We start from the raw sequence: 16,743 nt of genomic DNA, 5'->3' as shown, positions 1-16,743 counted from the left end.
TACTCCTGGTTTGCGATCCCCCGCGAAGGCGGGGTCTCAGTGTTCTTGGTCTAAAGCGTGGGGCCAGGCGGCCTGAGATCCCCGCCTAATGCGGGGACACAGAGGCTCAGCCAATGATCCCCATGATGTCGCTTTCCTTCATGATCAGCAGGTCTTCGCCGTCGAGCTTGACCTCCGTGCCGGACCACTTGCCGAACAGCACGCGGTCGCCGGCCTTGACGTCGAGCGGGGTGACCGTGCCGTCTTCCGCCTTGGCGCCAGAGCCCACGGAGACGATCTCGCCTTCGCTCGGCTTTTCCTTGGCGCTGTCGGGAATGATGATCCCGCCGGCGGTCTTTTCTTCGGCTTCGATGCGACGGACCAGTACACGGTCGTGCAGCGGACGAAATGCCATGGTGATGACCTCTTCAGTTAAGAGTGAATGATCGGGTCTGGCACTCTCGGGTGGAGAGTGCCAGCGAGGCGCATATGTGGATGGGGCATGCCCGAGTCAACAGGCGCCCCGCCAAAAAACATGCCCGTTTCTTGCGGACTTTCCGCCGATGTTCTGCCGAACGGTGGCGGGTCAGGCTTTCGCGGTCGCGGTGGAGCGCATCGTCAGGCCCAGGGCATCGCGCCGCCACCAGCGCCAGACGAGCAGGATCGCCGCCACGGTAAGCCCGGTGGCGAGGCCCAGCCATACGCCGCGCCCCTCCAGCGGAGTGGCGAAGCCGAGGAACAGGGAAACCCCCATGCCCGGCACCCAGTAGCTGAAGATCGCGATCCACATCGGGATGCGCGTATCCTGCAATCCGCGCAGCGCGCCGGCGGCAACCGCCTGCACCCCGTCGACCAGCTGGAAGGCGGCGGCGATCACCAGATACTGCAGGGCGAATGCGACCAGTACCGCATTTTTGGGCGCCCAGGGGTCGACGTAGATTGCCAGCAGCGGCTTGGGCAGCACGATCATCGAAGTGGCGGTGACTGCCATGAAAGCGGTGCCCATCGCGATCGCGGTCCAGCCTGCCCGCATCATCCCCGCCCGGTCGCGCGCACCGAAGAAGTAGCCGACGCGGATCGTTGCCGCCTGGCCGATGCCGAAAGGCACCTGGAAAGCCAGCGCGGCGATCTGCAGGGCGACCGTGTGCGCGGCCAGCTGCGAAGTGCCGATGTTGCCCATCAGGAAGGCTGCGCCGCCGAAGATCCCCGCTTCGGCGGTAATGGTCAGCGCGATCGGCGTGCCCAGGCGGACGATCTGCATCATCCGGTGCATGTCGACGCGCCACCAGAAGCCGAAGATGTGATAACGGTGCAGCCGGGCATCGAGCCGGATGGCGAGGATATAGATGAACATCGTGGTCACGCCGGTGATGATCGTTGCCACCGCGGCGCCGCGCAGGCCCAGCTCGGGCGCGCCCAGGTTGCCGAAAATGAAGGCGTAGTTGGCCAGCGCGTTGACCCCGATCCCCGCCGCGGTGATCGCAGTCGCGAAGACCGGGCGGCCGAGTGCCGAGACGAAGTTTCGCAGCACGTTGTTGATCACCATCGGGATCAGCGACCAGACGATCATCAGATTGTAGACAGTGGCCAGCGCGATGATGTCTTCCTGCTGCCCAGTCGCGCGCATGAGCGGTTCGAGCAGCAGGCACAGGCCCATGCCGCCCGCTCCGCTCAAGACCGCCAGCCACAGCGCCATGCGCGTTACCCGGCGCACCGGGCGAAGCGCCGGCGCCCGCGCGCCCAGCTCTTCCGCGATCAGGGGCGCCACTGCGCCGGTCAGCCCGGACAGGGCCCAAAGGACGAGGCCGAACAGGGCAACCGCAATCGCCGATGCGGCCAGCGGTGCCTCCCCCAGCCGCGCGATGAAGATCACGTCCACCGCATACGTCAGCATCTGCAGCAGGTTGGCGAGCGCCAGCGGCCAGGCCAGCTTGAAGGTGGCAGCCAGCTCGGTACGCCAGGGGCGGTGCGAAAGACCTGTCGAGATGTGTGCGTCGGACATAAAGCCGTCCCGGTTACGAGCGGTGAATCGCGGGGGAAAGCGAAATTTCCGCCGCTGCGAGGCTTCGGGCCGGGAGTGCGGCCATGGGGCCACAGCTTGCGCGTTGCGGGCCTGCGCGGCATGAGCCGTTATTATGAAAGCAGGCAGGAATTTCGCGCTGATGACACTCGCGCTCGCGCTGGCAGGTTGCGGCGCCGGGGATCGGGCGAGCGAGCAGGATACGGCAGACGGGCGCGCCGTGGCGGGTGCTGGGATGGACCGGGGCGACCGGCCGGCCGCGTTCGCGCGGTGCGCCACATGTCACCAGACCGCGCCGGGCCGGAATGGGGTCGGCCCCTCGCTCGCCGGGGTGTTCGGCGCCCCTGCCGGACACGAGCCGACTTATGCCTACAGCAAGGCGTTGCGCGCTTCGGGACTTGTCTGGGACGCCGAAACGCTCGACGCCTATCTTGCCGATCCGCGCGGTGTCGTGCCGGGGACCAAGATGGCCTTCGCCGGGGTCCGTTCGGCGGAGGAGCGGGCCGCGATCGTCGCCTATCTCGAAACGCTCTGACCTCATTCGGGCCGGCGTGCGCGCGGCGACGAGGCCGCTATCGAACAGTCATATGAAAAGGGCGGCACCTTGCGGCACCGCCCTTCGCATATACTCGGTGGCGAGAAGCCTTACTTGAGCTCGACCGTGCCGCCAGCGGCTTCGATCTTGCCCTTGATTTCTTCGGCTTCGGCCTTGTTCACGCCTTCCTTGAGCGGCTTGGGCGCGCCTTCGACCAGGGCCTTCGCTTCGGTCAGGCCCAGGCCGGTGATGGCGCGGACTTCCTTGATGACCTGGATCTTCTTGCCACCGTCGCCGGTCAGGACGACGTCGAATTCGTCCTTCTCTTCGGCTGCGGGGGCATCGCCACCGGCGGCGGGGCCGGCAACGGCGACGGCAGCGGCGGCGGAAACGCCCCACTCTTCTTCCAGCGCCTTGGCGAGTTCGGCCGCCTCGAGGACGGTCAGCTTCGAAAGTTCTTCAACCAGCTTGGCGATATCGGCCATGATGTTTCACTCCAGATAAATCTTGTCGGCTGGGGCGCATGCGCCCCGGAAAAATCGCGTTGTGCGAAAACCGCTTACGCCGCTTCCTTGGCGCCATAGGCACCGAAGACGCGGGCGAGCTTGGAAGCGGGTTCGTTGACGACCCGGGCGATCTTGGTCGCCGGGGCGTTGACGAGGCCCACCAGTGTGCCACGCAGCTCGTCGAGCGAAGGCATCGAGGCAAGCGCCCGGACACCGGCTTCGTCGAGCAACTGCCCACCCATCGAACCACCGACGATTTCGATCTTGTCGGTCGTCTTGGCGAAATCCACCGCAGCCTTGGCAGCCGCGACCGGGTCTTCCGACCAGGCCAGGGCTGTCGGACCCGAGAGATAATCCTCGAGCCCTTCGTACTGGGTTTCCTTCAGGGCGAGCTTGGCAAGACGGTTCTTCGCAACCTTGTAGGACGCACCCGCTTCGCGCATCTTCGAACGCAAGTCGGTGGACTGGGCCACCGACAGGCCGAGGTTGCGGGTGACAACCACCACGCCGACCTCGTTGAAGACCGCATTGAGCTGGGCGACCGCGTCGGTTTTCTGCGAACGATCCATGCCATACTCCTTCACATATGGCCGCACCCGCTGGCGCGAATACGACCGGCTCACATCGCCCAGCGCCGCTAACCGGCACGGGGCAGTCCGTTCGACAAGGGAAGGAGACACGCCAGGCGTGCGATGCGGGCCGGCCAGGCCGAATACCCGCGAAATCTCTTTTCCCCGCCTCGGCTGGAAATTAAGACCCGGCAATTCCGGGTCACCAACTGTCTCGGACGGATTGACCGGGCAAACGCAAAGAGGCCCGCCGGTCGGGGCGGGCCTCTAGCAGAAAGTCCGGGCGGGTCAAGCCGCCGCGGCAATCGTTCGCGCCGGCGATTACATCGTATCGGCGACCGGCTCGTCCGCGGGCTGAACCGATTCATCGGCATCGTCGACCAGAGGATCATCGACCATGGCGTCTTCACCCATGGCGGGATCGGTCATGGTTTCATCCGTCATCGCCGGGTCGGTCATTGCCGGATCGGTCATGGTATCTTCCATCATCGTGTCTTCCGGCACCGTTTCTTCGGCAGTGTTGTCGCACGCGCCAAGCGCGAAAGCGAGGGGGAGGGCGGCAATAGCAAGCTGTTTCATCGGGAATTTCCTTTCGCTACTTGCCATACAATTGCCACAATCCGCCAAAGTTCCCGAACTTCGCAACGCCCCCTCCCGGTAATCGAGGCTCTCAGCCTGTCTCGCCGGAGCGATAGACCAGCAAGTCGCCCGGCTGGCAGCCCAGTTCGCGGCAGATCGCTTCCAGCGTGGAGAAGCGGATGGCCTTGGCCTTGCCGGTCTTGAGAATCGAGAGATTGGCGAGGGTGAGGCCGACCCGTTCGGCCAGTTCGGTGAGCGTCATGCGCCGTTCGTGGAGCAGGTCGTCGAGCTTCACCACGATGGCGGTTCCGTCTTCGGCTGGCATTACACGGTCCCTTCCAGGTCTTCGCGCATCGCGGCGCCGTGGCGGAACACGCGGGCGAGGATGAACAGCACGAGGATCAGCAGCAGCCCGCCACCCCCGAAGTCGATATCGGCGTTGAAATCGACATCGTCCCCCATGTCGGCGGCAACGGTGGCGACCCGCGTGACGGCTGCGGCCACGAACAGGGCAAGGATGTTGCCGGCCACCGCAACCCAGCCCATCCGGCTGAGGCGTGCGGCATTCTCGGGCACGAACGGATCGCCCGCGCCGACCGTGCCGACGATGCGCCACAGCAGCAGCAGGAAGTAGATCAACAGCCCGAGCAGCCCCGCAATGCCGATCAGCAGGATGCTGACGAGCCAGACGAAACCTGCGGGCGGTTGGCCTTTGCCGTCGGCGATCAGTTCGGCGACGATGCTCCCTTCGAAGATTGGCGCGGCGACCGCGCCGGCGATGAGCACGACGGTGACGAACGCCAGCACGCCCATCAGGAACGCGAGCACGATCTTGGCAATCATCAGTAGCGGGTCGTTTATGGCGGACATGGCAGTGTCTCCCCTCAGGCGACCAGCGGTGCGACCGCGATCGCAGTGTCGGTGGCCGGGACAGTGATGACGGCGCCCATCGAAACGGTGACGATGAGCAGGGCGGCAACCGCCGCGACGGTATTGGTCAGAATGTTCGGCATTTATCGATCTCCTTGAATGGTGATATCGATATTCAATATGGGCAGCAATTCTTATTGTCAATTCTTATTGTCAATCGATAATATCGAAAAACGATATTTACGCGGCGTCCGGGCGGCTGGAGGCGCGGGGGTTCCGCTCGCTCGCCGCTGGTCCTCCGCGTTTGACAAAATCGCCCGGGTTTCCTACATCGCCGGGCAACCGCACGCTTCGAGCAAGGCCGTTCATGCGCGGGGACTGGCCACGGAATGGAAGCTGCGAATCCATAGTCGCGACGTTTGAGTAGCTGCAGCAGGGCCGAACAGGCTTGAATTGCTGTGGCTTTTTCGCGTCTCCGGCATGGGCATCCCACGCGCATGGGCATGAATCTCGACCGGTGGCGCAATGTCGCCGGCGCAGCACACGAAGAGGCGAATCACCTCCATGGCGACCAAGGCAAAGGCGACCGGCCCCAAGGCATCGGCCAACACCGGCACCGCGAAGAAGCGCATCCGCAAGATTTTCGGCGACATCCACGAAGTGGTGCAGATGCCGAACCTGATCGAGGTTCAGCGCGAAAGCTACGAACAGTTCCTGCGCTCCGATCCGGCCACTGGCTATGTCTCCGGCCTGGAAAAGACGCTGCGCTCGGTCTTCCCGATCCGCGATTTCGCCGGCACGGCCGAGCTGGACTTCGTTCATTACGAGCTGGAGCCGCCCAAGTACGACACGACCGAGTGCCGCCAGCGCGGCATCACGTTCGCTGCGCCGATGAAGGTGACGCTGCGCCTGATCGTGTTCGAGGTGGATCAGGAAACCGAAACCCGTTCCGTGCTCGATATCAAGGAGCAGGACGTTTACATGGGCGACATGCCGCTCATGACCGAGAACGGCACCTTCCTGATCAACGGCACCGAGCGTGTGATCGTGTCGCAGATGCACCGTTCGCCGGGTGTTTTGTTCGACCACGACCGGGGCAAGACGCATTCGTCGGGCAAGCTGCTGTTCGCTGCCCGCGTGATCCCCTATCGCGGTTCGTGGCTCGATTTCGAGTTCGACGCGAAGGATATCGTGAACGTGCGTATCGACCGCAAGCGCAAGCTGCCGGTCACCGCGCTGCTCTATGCCCTCGGCCTCGATAGCGAGGAAATCCTCCACTATTTCTACGACACCGTCGTCTGGGAACGTGTGTCTGGCAAGGCCGGCGAAGGCTGGAAAATGCCGTTCGTGCCGGAACAGTGGCGCGGCGCCAAGCCGGCGTTCCCGCTGGTCGATGCCTCCACCGGCGAAGAGATCTTCGCTGCCAATCAGAAGATTTCGCCGCGCGCCGCCAACAAGGCGCTGAAGGACGGGCTGGAACACCTCCTGATCCCGACCGAAGAGATCATCGGCCGCTACGCCGCGAACGACATGATCGACGAATCGACCGGCCGCATCTGGGTCGAAGCCGGTGACGAAATCGGTCCGGAGAACCTCGAAGTTCTCGACAAGGCGGGCGTGGATCGGATCGAGTTGCTCGACATCGATCACGTCAACACCGGCCCGTGGATCCGCAATACGCTGAAGGTCGACAAGGCCGAGAATCGCGACGAAGGGCTGGAGGCGATCTACAAGGTCATGCGCCCCGGCGAACCGCCGACGAAGGAAACGGCGGAGGCGCTGTTCGAAGGCCTGTTCTTCGATTCCGAGCGTTACGACCTTTCCGCCGTGGGCCGCGTCAAGCTGAACATGCGCCTCGGCCTCGATGCCGAAGACACCGTGACCACGCTGCGCAAGGAAGACATCCTGACCGTGGTGAAGGAACTTGTCGGCCTGAAGGACGGCAAGGGCGAAGTCGACGACATCGACAACCTCGGCAACCGCCGTGTGCGTTCGGTGGGCGAGCTGCTGGAAAACCAGTACCGCGTCGGCCTGCTGCGCATGGAGCGCGCGGTGAAGGAGCGTATGAGCTCGGTCGACGTGTCGACCGTCATGCCGAACGATCTGATCAATGCGAAGCCTGCGGTCGCCGCGGTGCGCGAATTCTTCGGCTCCAGCCAGCTTTCGCAGTTCATGGATCAGACCAATCCGCTGTCCGAAGTCACCCACAAGCGCCGCGTTTCGGCGCTCGGCCCGGGCGGTCTTACGCGTGAACGCGCCGGCTTCGAAGTGCGCGACGTTCACCCGACGCACTATGGCCGTATCTGCCCGATCGAGACGCCGGAAGGCCCGAACATCGGCCTGATCAACTCGCTGTCGACCTTCGCCCGCGTCAACAAGTACGGCTTCATCGAAACGCCTTATCGCAAGGTGGAGGATGGCAAGGTGACCGGCGACGTCATCTATCTGTCCGCGATGGAAGAACAGAAGCACGCCGTGGCGCAGGCATCGGCTGAACTCAACGACGACGGTTCGTTCGTCGAAGAGCTGGTTTCGGCCCGTCAGGAAGGCGAGTTCGTGATGCTTCCGCGTGAACAGATCACGCTGATGGACGTCAGCCCGAAACAGCTCGTTTCGGTTGCCGCATCGCTGATCCCGTTCCTCGAAAACGACGACGCCAACCGCGCGCTGATGGGGTCGAACATGCAGCGTCAGGCGGTCCCGCTGGTGCGGGCCGAGGCGCCGTTCGTCGGCACCGGCATGGAAGAGACTGTGGCCCGCGATTCGGGGGCCGCGATCGCCGCGACCCGCGGCGGCGTGGTCGATCAGGTCGATGCCACCCGCATCGTGATCCGCGCGATCGGCGATGTCGAACCGGGCCAGTCGGGCGTCGACATTTACAGCCTGCAGAAATTCCAGCGTTCGAACCAGAACACCTGCATCAACCAGCGTCCGCTGGTGAAGGTGGGCGATACGATCGAGCCGGGCGATATCATCGCCGACGGTCCTTCGACCGATCTGGGCGAGCTGGCGCTGGGCAAGAACAGCCTTGTCGCATTCATGCCCTGGAACGGCTACAACTACGAGGATAGTATCCTCATCTCCGAACGCATCGTGAAGGACGACGTCTTCACCTCGATCCATATCGAGGAATTCGAAGTCATGGCCCGCGACACCAAGCTGGGCCCGGAAGACATCACCCGCGACATTCCCAACGTCGGCGAGGAAGCGCTGCGCAACCTCGACGAGGCGGGCATCGTCTACATCGGCGCCGAAGTGCATCCGGGCGATATCCTGGCGGGCAAGATCACGCCCAAGGGCGAAAGCCCGATGACGCCGGAAGAAAAGCTTCTGCGCGCCATCTTCGGCGAAAAGGCCAGCGACGTGCGCGACACCTCGCTCCGCCTGCCGCCGGGCGTTTCCGGCACGGTCGTGGAAGTTCGCGTGTTCAACCGCCACGGGATCGAGATCGACGATCGTACCCGCGCGATCCAGAACGAGGAAATCGAGCGCCTGCGCAAGGACAGCCAGGATGAACGCGCGATCCTCAACCGCGCGACCTACAACCGGCTGCGCGACATGCTGACCGGACAGACCGCTTCGGCCGCGCCGAAGGGGATCAAGAAGGGCAGCGAGATCACCGAAGAGGTTCTCGACGGTGTCGATCGCCACGAATGGTTCAAGTTCGCGGTGGCCGACGACAATCGCCAGGCGCAGATCGAAGCCGTGAAGTCGCAGTACGACGAAGCGATCAAGGTCATCGAAGACAAGTTCGAAGACCGCAAGGAGAAGCTGGAGCGCGGTGACGAACTGGCCCCCGGCGTGCTCAAGATGGTCAAGGTCTTCGTCGCGGTGAAGCGCAAGCTTCAGACGGGCGACAAGATGGCCGGGCGTCACGGGAACAAGGGCATCATCAGCCGCGTCCTGCCGCAGGAAGACATGCCATTCATGGAAGACGGCACCCCCGTCGACATGGTGCTGAACCCGCTCGGCGTGCCTTCGCGCATGAACGTGGGGCAGATCTTCGAAACGCACCTCGGCATGGCGGCGCGCGGGCTCGGCCACCAGGTCGCCGCCGCGCTGGAGGACTGGCGCCTGGCCAATCCCGATCCGCAGGCGGGCAAGCCACCCGAGGCGATTCGCGAGAAGCTGAAGGACGTTTACGGCGACCAGTACCATGACGAGATCGACGCGCGTTCGTCGACCGAGATCGTCGAACTGGCGGGCAATCTGGTCAAGGGCGTTCCGATGGGCACTCCGGTGTTCGACGGCGCTCGCGAAGCGGACGTGACCCGGATGCTCGAACGCGCCGGCCTCGACGGTTCGGGTCAGGTCACGTTGTTCGACGGGCGCACCGGCGATGCCTTCGACCGCAAGGTGACCGTTGGGCATATGTACATGCTCAAGCTGCACCACCTGGTCGACGACAAGATCCACGCCCGTTCGATCGGTCCCTACTCGCTCGTCACCCAGCAACCGCTGGGCGGTAAGGCGCAGTTCGGCGGCCAGCGTTTCGGGGAAATGGAAGTCTGGGCGCTCCAGGCCTACGGCGCCGCTTATACGCTGCAGGAAATCCTCACCGTGAAGTCGGACGACGTGATCGGCCGGACCAAGGTCTACGAAGCGATCGTCAAGGGCGACGACACTTTCGAGGCGGGCATCCCGGAGAGCTTCAACGTGCTCGTCAAGGAAATGCGCAGCCTGGGCCTCAACGTCGAACTCAAGTCGCTGACCGAGGACGAGGACGGCGAGGATCAGTGGCCGGAGGCGGCAGAGTAAGGGGCGGGCGCAAGCCTGCTCCACCCCGCCATCGCGAATTCACCCGCTAGGGAAACGAAGTCATGAACGAACTGACCAAATTCACCAACCAACTGGCCAAGCCGGAAACCTTCGACCAGATCCAGATCGGGATCGCCTCGCCAGAGCGTATCCGTTCGTGGTCGTTCGGCGAGATCAAGAAGCCGGAAACGATCAACTACCGCACGTTCAAGCCAGAGCGTGACGGGTTGTTCTGTGCGCGCATCTTCGGCCCGGTGAAGGACTACGAGTGCCTGTGCGGCAAGTACAAGCGCATGAAGTACAAGGGCGTCGTCTGCGAAAAGTGCGGCGTCGAAGTGACCGTGACGAAGGTGCGCCGCGAGCGCATGGGCCATATCGAACTGGCCGCGCCGGTCGCGCATATCTGGTTCCTCAAGTCGCTGCCCAGCCGCATCGGCCTGCTGCTCGACATGCAGCTCAAGCAGCTTGAGCGCGTGCTGTACTTCGAAGCCTATATCGTCACCGAACCGGGCCTGACGCCGCTGGAGAAATTCCAGCTGCTGACCGAAGACGAGCTGCTCGAAGCGCAGGACGAGTATGGCGAAGACGCCTTCACCGCCGGCATCGGCGCGGAAGCGGTGAAGATCATGCTGATGGACCTCGACCTGGAACAGGAAAAGGCCGACCTGCTCGAAGAGCTGGAAACCACCAAGTCCAAGCTCAAGCCGGCCAAGATCATCAAGCGTCTGAAGGTCGTCGAAAGCTTCATCGATTCGGGCAACCGTCCCGAATGGATGATCCTTGAAGTCGTGCCCGTGATCCCGCCCGAACTGCGCCCGCTGGTGCCGCTCGACGGGGGGCGTTTCGCGACCTCGGATCTCAACGATCTCTATCGCCGCGTCATCAACCGTAACAATCGCCTCAAGCGGCTGATGGAACTGCGCGCGCCGGACATCATCGTCCGCAACGAAAAGCGCATGCTGCAGGAAGCGGTCGACGCATTGTTCGACAACGGCCGCCGCGGCCGCGTGATCACCGGCGCCAACAAGCGTCCGCTGAAATCGCTCAGCGACATGCTCAAGGGCAAGCAGGGCCGCTTCCGCCAGAACCTTCTGGGTAAGCGCGTCGACTATTCGGGCCGTTCGGTCATCGTGACCGGTCCCGAACTCAAGCTGCACCAGTGCGGCCTGCCGAAGAAGATGGCGCTCGAACTGTTCAAGCCGTTCATCTACGCCCGCCTCGACGCCAAGGGTCTGTCGATGACCCTCAAGCAGGCGAAGAAGTGGGTCGAGAAGGAGCGCAAGGAAGTCTGGGACATCCTCGACGAAGTCATTCGCGAGCACCCGGTCCTCCTGAACCGCGCGCCGACGCTTCACCGCCTTGGCATCCAGGCGTTCGAACCCGTGTTGATCGAAGGCAAGGCGATCCAGCTGCACCCGCTGGTCTGCGCCGCCTTCAACGCCGACTTCGATGGCGACCAGATGGCCGTCCACGTTCCGCTGAGCCTTGAGGCGCAGCTGGAAGCGCGCGTGTTGATGATGTCGACCAACAACATCCTCAGCCCCGCCAACGGCAAGCCGATCATCGTGCCTTCGCAGGACATGGTGCTGGGCCTCTATTACCTGTCGATGGATCGCGAAGGCGAGCCCGGCGAAGGCATGGCGCTGGCCGACATGGCCGAAGTGCATCAGGCGCTGGAAGTCGGTGCCGTCACGCTGCACACCAAGATCACCAGCCGGGTGCCGCAGGCGGACGAGAAGGGCGAAATCTCGATGAAGCGGTTCGAGACGACCCCGGGCCGCATGCTGATCGGCGAATGCCTGCCCAAGAGCCACAAGGTGCCGTTCGACATCGTCAATCACCTTCTGACCAAGAAGGAAATCGGCGACGTCATCGACCAGGTCTATCGCCACACCGGGCAGAAGGACACGGTGCTGTTCGCCGACGCGATCATGTCGCTCGGCTTCCGCCACGCGTTCAAGGCCGGCATTTCGTTCGGCAAGGATGACATGATCATCCCGGGCGAGAAGGAAAAGCTGGTCGACGAGACCAAGGCCCTCGTCGCCGATTACGAGCAGCAGTATCAGGACGGCCTGATCACCCAGCAGGAAAAGTACAACAAGGTGATCGACGCCTGGAGCCGCTGCGGCGACCAGGTGGCGGACGCCATGATGGACATGATCAAGGCCCGCCCGAAGGACGAGAATGGCCGCGAGGCGGAAATCAACTCGATCTACATGATGAGCCATTCCGGTGCGCGTGGTTCGCCCGCGCAGATGAAGCAGCTGGCGGGCATGCGCGGTCTTATGGCCAAGCCGTCGGGCGAGATCATCGAACAGCCGATCATCTCGAACTTCAAGGAAGGCCTGACCGTTCTTGAATACTTCAACTCGACCCACGGCGCCCGTAAGGGTCTGGCCGATACCGCGCTCAAGACGGCGAACTCGGGCTATCTGACCCGCCGTCTGGTCGACGTGTCGCAGGATTGCGTGATCGTCGAAGACGATTGCAAGACCGACAACAGCCTGGAAATGCGCGCCATCGTGCAGGGCGGTTCGGTCATCGCGTCGCTTGGCGAGCGTATCCTGGGCCGGACCGTGGCCGAGGATATCCTCGATGCGTCGAGCGGCGACGTCATCGTCAAGGCGGGCACCCTCCTCGACGAAGCGATGGTGAAGACGATCGAAGATGCCGAAGTGCAGGTTGCCAAGATCCGTTCCCCGCTGGTCTGCGAGGCGGAACAGGGCGTCTGTGCGCGCTGCTACGGCCGCGATCTGGCCCGCGGTACGCCGGTCAACATCGGCGAGGCGGTCGGCGTGATCGCCGCCCAGTCGATCGGCGAGCCGGGCACGCAGCTGACGATGCGGACGTTCCACATCGGCGGTGCGGCGCAGCTCAACGAAACGAGCCACCTCGAAGCGGTGTCGGACGGCAAGGTCGTGTATCGCGACATGCCGACCATCGCCGACAAGAAGGGCCGCATCCTCAGCCTCGCCCGCAATGGCGAGCTGGCGGTGATCGACGCCGAAGGGCGCGAGCGCGAGATCCACAAGGTCCCCTACGGCACCGTGCTGATGCACAAGGATGGCGCCAAGGTGAAGGAAGGCGATCGCCTGGCCGAATGGGATCCGTTCACCCTGCCGATCATCACCGAGCAATCGGGCATCGTGCGCTATCAGGATCTGATCGACAGCACGACGATGGAAGAGCGCGTGGACGAGGCCACTGGCATCGCCCAGCGTGTCGTCACCGAACTGCGTGCCAGCGGGCGCAAGAAGAAGGAAGATCTTCGTCCGCGCCTCACCCTGCTGGGCGAGGAAGGCAAGAAGGGCGAGGAAACCGAGGCAGCGCGCTACATGCTCGCGCCCGGCACATCGCTCTCGGTCGAGGATGGCCAGCGGGTCGAAGCGGGCGACATTCTCGCCCGTGCCTCGCGCGAAGCCGCCAAGACGCGCGACATCACCGGCGGTCTGCCGCGTGTTGCCGAGCTGTTCGAAGCGCGTATTCCCAAGGACAATGCGATCATTGCCAAGATTTCGGGCAAGATCGAATTCGTCCGCGAATACAAGGCGAAGCGCAAGATCGCGATCGTTCCCGAGGAGGGTAACCCGGTCGAATACCTGGTGCCCAAGACCAAGGTGATCGACGTGCAGGAAGGCGACTTCGTCAAGAAGGGCGATACGCTGATCTCGGGCTCACCCAATCCGCACGACATTCTGGAAGTGCTCGGCGTCGAGGCGCTGGCCGAATATCTCTGCACCGAGATCCAGGAAGTCTATCGACTCCAGGGCGTGAAGATCAACGACAAGCACATCGAGGTGATCGTTCGCCAGATGCTGCAGAAGGTCGAGATCACCGATGGTGGCGATACCACGCTGCTGCCGGGCGAGCAGGTCGATCTGGGTGAGATGAACGAGATCAACGGCAAGCTGGGCCGGAACAAGCAGCCGGCGCAGGGCCATCCGATCCTGCTCGGCATTACCAAGGCCAGCCTGCAGACGCGCAGCTTCATCTCTGCCGCTTCGTTCCAGGAAACCACTCGCGTGCTGACGCAGGCGGCGGTCGAAGGGAAGAAGGATACGCTGGTTGGTCTGAAGGAAAACGTGATCGTCGGCCGTCTCATCCCCGCCGGTACCGGCGCGGCGATGAACCGGGCGCGGGTCACCGCTTCCAGCCGCGATGCCGCACTGCGGGCGACGTGGAAGAAGCAGCAGGAAGCGCTGCTGGCCGCGCAGACCGCTGCCGAGGAGCGTGAGGCCGAACTGGCCCAGGGCGCCGAAGCCGCGGTGGGCGACGATCCGCTCGCACGGGTCGAGGGCGAAACCCACGGCACCGATGCCGATGCGGGCGAATACCTGCAGCAGTCGGACGAGGGTGAAACCACCAAGGCTGCCGACGAGGAATAAGCCCCTCGCGCCGCACACGAAACAGGCCCCGCCGGATCGATCCGGCGGGGCTTTTTCGTGCGCCGGATCGACGCTAGACTGGTGGTCGATAACACCGCATCTAACCGATGGAGCGCTGACATGACCCGCCATGTGCACGTTGTGGTCCCCGCGATCCTGCTCGCGGCGTGCCAGCCTGCTGGAGATTCCGCTCCATCCGGTCCAGCCACTCCGACTGACGATGCGACGCCTGCCGCAGCGCCGGCATCCCTGGTCGGTGAATATCGCGTCGCCGGGATCGATGGCGCCAAAGTGGGTGGAGATATCGGTATCGGTCTGTCGATCACCGAAACGGCCATCTTCTACCAGCCGCGCTGTGCCGGGTTCGACTGGACCTATTCCTACGAGGCCGGAGCGCTAACGACCGAGCGGCCAGCCGACACGGAAGTGTGCGCGATCGGCGTCCATCCAGAACAACAGCGTCTCGCCGAGGCGCTCGATTTGGTCGCGCGTGTCGCGCGAACGCCATCGAATGGCATAGAGCTTACCGGTGGCGGACACAGCGTCACCCTGTTCTCGCAATAAGCGCAAGCCTCGGCTATCGCGCCGGTCATGACCACGACCACCCGCTTCGCCCCTTCGCCGACCGGGCGCCTGCATGTCGGCAATATCCGCACCGCGCTCCATAACTGGATGCTGGCGCGCAAGCAGGGCGGGCGTTTCCTGCTGCGGATCGACGACACCGATGCGGAACGCAGCCGCGAGGAATATGTCGCGGCGATCCGCGCCGACCTCGCCTGGCTCGGGCTGGAGCCGGACGGGGAGGAGCGGCAGTCGGCACGCCTCGATCACTACGAGCGGGCGTTCGAGGCGCTGCGCGCCGCCGGGCGGGTCTATCGCTGTTACGAAACGGCGCAGGAACTGGAGCTGAAGCGCAAGATCCTGCTCGGTCGCGGCCTGCCGCCGATATACGACCGCGCCGCCCTGGCGCTGAACGAGGCCGATCATGCGGAAAAGGCCGCCGAAGGCATCGCGCCGCATTGGCGCTTCCGGCTGGACCACGAGGCATCGATCACGTGGGACGACGGCGTGCGCGGTGCGCAGAAGTTCGATCCGGCCCAGCTTTCCGATCCGGTGATCCGCCGGGCGGACGGATCGTGGCTCTATATGTTGCCCAGTGCGGTGGACGATCTTGCGATGGGGGTCACCGATGTGCTGCGGGGCGAAGATCATGTTTCCAACACTGCGGTTCAGATCCAGATGTTCGATGCCCTCATCGCGGCAGGCCATGCCGGGCAGAGGCCCCGCTTCGCGCACGAAGCGCTGCTGGTCGGCAGCGAAGGGAAGCTGTCCAAACGGCTCGGCTCGCTCGGCTGCGATGCCTTTCGCGAACGGGGGATCGAGCCGCAGGCGCTGATCGCGCTGCTGGCGCGGCTCGGCACTTCGCTGCCTGTCGAGCCGATTGGCGAACGAGCGGCGCTGATCGAGAGTTTCGACCTTGAGACATTCGGCCGCGCACCAGCCAAGTTCGACGATGCAGAGCTGGAACGGATCAATGCCGCGATCGTCCATCAGCTCGATTTCGATGCGGTCGCCCCGCGGCTGCCCGATGGCATGGATGCGGCCGGCTGGCACGCGATCCGCCCCAATCTGTCGCATGTCGGCGAGGCGGCGGAATGGTGGCGGCTGGTGACCGGACCGATCGATCCACCGGCATTCACCGAAGACGACCGCGCCTATCTGCGCGAAGCGGCGCGACTGCTGGCCTGGGGCGACGATCCGTGGCGCGCGCTTACCGGCGCGCTGAAGGCGGCGACGGAGCGCAAGGGCAAGGCGCTGTTCCTTCCCCTGCGCCAGGCGTTGACGGGGATGGACCACGGGCCCGATATGGCTGAACTGCTGCCGCTGATCGGTGAGGACGAGGCGCGTCGCCGGCTGGAAAACGCGGCCGGCTGAAACCCGTTCAGCGGCTTTCTGCCGGACCCATGCGCAGTTGCGGCCATGCCGCGCGCAGAACACGGATCGCCGAACGCAGGATGATGGCCGCCATCGCCAGGCCGACGAGGATGTCGGGCCAGGGCGAATCGAACAGCGCGACTGCGCCCGCGGCAAGCAGAACGCCGACATTGGACACCACGTCGTTGCGCGAACACTCGAACGTGCTGGCCATGTTCACGTCCTGATCGCGGAACTGCCACAGCAGGCGCAGGCATATGAGATTGGCACCCAGCGCAAGCGCGCCGAAAATCAGCATCAGGGTGGAAGACGGCGGAACCCCGCTGGCGATCTTGATCCCCACGTTGACCAGGATGCCCAGGCCCAGCACCAGGATGAAGATCCCCTTCATCACCGCTGCGCCCGCTTTCCATCGGTCGCTGCGATTCAGGGCATAAAGACTGACGGCATAGACCAGCGCGTCGCCCAGCATATCGGTGGCATCCGCCATCAGCGCGGCGGAGCCGGCGATCAGGCCGGCGCCGAATTCGGCCACGAACATCGCCGCGTTGATGCCGAGGACGGCGATGAGCACGCGGCGTTGCCCCGATCTGCGCGCGAGGCGTTC

The 16,743-nt window shown here is 64.1% G+C and carries 14 protein-coding genes; 5 read left to right on the top strand and 9 right to left on the bottom strand.

Annotated elements, in window-relative coordinates; genetic code table 11:
• Window positions 1-106 precede the first annotated feature (106 nt).
• Together groES and AM2010_RS10040 are read right to left on the bottom strand one after the other, a co-directional pair.
• Window positions 107-394, bottom strand: a complete 288-nt coding sequence (gene groES, locus AM2010_RS10045; protein WP_047806941.1) for a co-chaperone GroES — start codon at window positions 392-394, stop codon at window positions 107-109.
• 171 nt (window positions 395-565) lie between these two features.
• The gene (locus tag AM2010_RS10040; RefSeq protein WP_047806940.1) at window positions 566-1,981 is read right to left on the bottom strand and encodes an MATE family efflux transporter; all 1,416 of its coding nucleotides are present in this window, start codon (window positions 1,979-1,981) and stop codon (window positions 566-568) included.
• A 160-nt stretch (window positions 1,982-2,141) separates the two neighbouring features.
• Here AM2010_RS10040 and AM2010_RS10035 point away from each other — a divergent pair, with 160 nt between their 5' ends.
• Complete coding sequence (locus AM2010_RS10035; protein WP_082132994.1) at window positions 2,142-2,534, top strand: c-type cytochrome; 393 nt, start codon at window positions 2,142-2,144, stop codon at window positions 2,532-2,534.
• A 110-nt stretch (window positions 2,535-2,644) separates the two neighbouring features.
• On the opposite strand, the gene rplL is transcribed toward AM2010_RS10035, so the two are convergent.
• The 6 genes from rplL to AM2010_RS14465 form a co-directional block, all read right to left on the bottom strand.
• On the bottom strand, window positions 2,645-3,019 hold the full coding sequence (gene rplL / locus AM2010_RS10030) for a 50S ribosomal protein L7/L12 (protein ID WP_047806939.1): 375 nt from the start codon (window positions 3,017-3,019) through the stop codon (window positions 2,645-2,647).
• Between the two features lie 74 nt (window positions 3,020-3,093).
• A complete protein-coding gene (gene rplJ / locus AM2010_RS10025) occupies window positions 3,094-3,609 on the bottom strand; it encodes a 50S ribosomal protein L10 (protein ID WP_047806938.1) in 516 nt (171 codons plus the stop codon).
• A 321-nt stretch (window positions 3,610-3,930) separates the two neighbouring features.
• Window positions 3,931-4,188 carry a hypothetical protein gene (locus AM2010_RS10020; protein ID WP_047806937.1) on the bottom strand — a complete coding sequence of 86 codons (258 nt, stop codon included), beginning with the start codon at window positions 4,186-4,188 and terminating at the stop codon, window positions 3,931-3,933.
• 91 nt (window positions 4,189-4,279) lie between these two features.
• Window positions 4,280-4,513 (bottom strand): helix-turn-helix domain-containing protein, encoded by a 234-nt coding sequence (locus AM2010_RS10015; protein ID WP_047806936.1) that lies wholly within the window; start codon window positions 4,511-4,513, stop codon window positions 4,280-4,282.
• Window positions 4,513-5,058, bottom strand: coding sequence for a DUF2975 domain-containing protein (locus AM2010_RS10010; RefSeq protein WP_047806935.1), 546 nt, complete (start codon window positions 5,056-5,058; stop codon window positions 4,513-4,515). The genes AM2010_RS10015 and AM2010_RS10010 overlap by 1 nt, the downstream gene beginning before the upstream one ends.
• Before the next feature lie 14 nt (window positions 5,059-5,072).
• Window positions 5,073-5,201, bottom strand: a complete 129-nt coding sequence (locus tag AM2010_RS14465) for a hypothetical protein (RefSeq protein ID WP_269084059.1) — start codon at window positions 5,199-5,201, stop codon at window positions 5,073-5,075.
• A 421-nt stretch (window positions 5,202-5,622) separates the two neighbouring features.
• Between AM2010_RS14465 and rpoB the strand changes: the two genes are divergently transcribed.
• From rpoB to gltX, 4 genes are all read left to right on the top strand, one after another.
• Window positions 5,623-9,816 carry a DNA-directed RNA polymerase subunit beta gene (rpoB, locus tag AM2010_RS10005; RefSeq protein ID WP_047806934.1) on the top strand — a complete coding sequence of 1,398 codons (4,194 nt, stop codon included), beginning with the start codon at window positions 5,623-5,625 and terminating at the stop codon, window positions 9,814-9,816.
• Window positions 9,817-9,878: 62 nt separating this feature from the next.
• Entirely contained in the window at window positions 9,879-14,201 is a 4,323-nt protein-coding gene (gene rpoC, locus AM2010_RS10000) for a DNA-directed RNA polymerase subunit beta' (RefSeq protein WP_047806933.1), read from the top strand.
• Window positions 14,202-14,321: 120 nt separating this feature from the next.
• Window positions 14,322-14,765, top strand: a complete 444-nt coding sequence (locus tag AM2010_RS09995) for a hypothetical protein (RefSeq protein ID WP_047806932.1) — start codon at window positions 14,322-14,324, stop codon at window positions 14,763-14,765.
• Window positions 14,766-14,792: 27 nt separating this feature from the next.
• Complete coding sequence (gene gltX / locus AM2010_RS09990) at window positions 14,793-16,136, top strand: glutamate--tRNA ligase (RefSeq protein WP_047806931.1); 1,344 nt, start codon at window positions 14,793-14,795, stop codon at window positions 16,134-16,136.
• Window positions 16,137-16,143: 7 nt separating this feature from the next.
• Here the strand turns inward: gltX and AM2010_RS09985 are convergent, their stop codons facing one another.
• Entirely contained in the window at window positions 16,144-16,710 is a 567-nt protein-coding gene (locus AM2010_RS09985; protein WP_420834959.1) for a cation efflux transmembrane domain-containing protein, read from the bottom strand.
• Between the last annotated feature and the right edge of the window lie 33 nt (window positions 16,711-16,743).

This window comes from Pelagerythrobacter marensis (assembly GCF_001028625.1).
GTDB classification, from domain to species: domain Bacteria; phylum Pseudomonadota; class Alphaproteobacteria; order Sphingomonadales; family Sphingomonadaceae; genus Pelagerythrobacter; species Pelagerythrobacter marensis.
This window is presented reverse-complemented; position numbering and strand designations above follow the sequence as displayed.

Bases quoted from the DNA above. Each gene is read 5' to 3' on its own strand.
- groES (WP_047806941.1), bottom strand. From the start codon at position 394: ATGGCATTTCGTCCGCTGCACGACCGTGTACTGGTCCGTCGCATCGAA.
- AM2010_RS10040 (WP_047806940.1), bottom strand. From the start codon at position 1,981: ATGTCCGACGCACACATCTCGACAGGTCTTTCGCACCGCCCCTGGCGT.
- AM2010_RS10035 (WP_082132994.1), top strand. From the start codon at position 2,142: ATGACACTCGCGCTCGCGCTGGCAGGTTGCGGCGCCGGGGATCGGGCG.
- rplL (WP_047806939.1), bottom strand. From the start codon at position 3,019: ATGGCCGATATCGCCAAGCTGGTTGAAGAACTTTCGAAGCTGACCGTC.
- rplJ (WP_047806938.1), bottom strand. From the start codon at position 3,609: ATGGATCGTTCGCAGAAAACCGACGCGGTCGCCCAGCTCAATGCGGTC.
- AM2010_RS10020 (WP_047806937.1), bottom strand. From the start codon at position 4,188: ATGAAACAGCTTGCTATTGCCGCCCTCCCCCTCGCTTTCGCGCTTGGC.
- AM2010_RS10015 (WP_047806936.1), bottom strand. From the start codon at position 4,513: ATGCCAGCCGAAGACGGAACCGCCATCGTGGTGAAGCTCGACGACCTG.
- AM2010_RS10010 (WP_047806935.1), bottom strand. From the start codon at position 5,058: ATGTCCGCCATAAACGACCCGCTACTGATGATTGCCAAGATCGTGCTC.
- AM2010_RS14465 (WP_269084059.1), bottom strand. From the start codon at position 5,201: ATGCCGAACATTCTGACCAATACCGTCGCGGCGGTTGCCGCCCTGCTC.
- rpoB (WP_047806934.1), top strand. From the start codon at position 5,623: ATGGCGACCAAGGCAAAGGCGACCGGCCCCAAGGCATCGGCCAACACC.
- rpoC (WP_047806933.1), top strand. From the start codon at position 9,879: ATGAACGAACTGACCAAATTCACCAACCAACTGGCCAAGCCGGAAACC.
- AM2010_RS09995 (WP_047806932.1), top strand. From the start codon at position 14,322: ATGACCCGCCATGTGCACGTTGTGGTCCCCGCGATCCTGCTCGCGGCG.
- gltX (WP_047806931.1), top strand. From the start codon at position 14,793: ATGACCACGACCACCCGCTTCGCCCCTTCGCCGACCGGGCGCCTGCAT.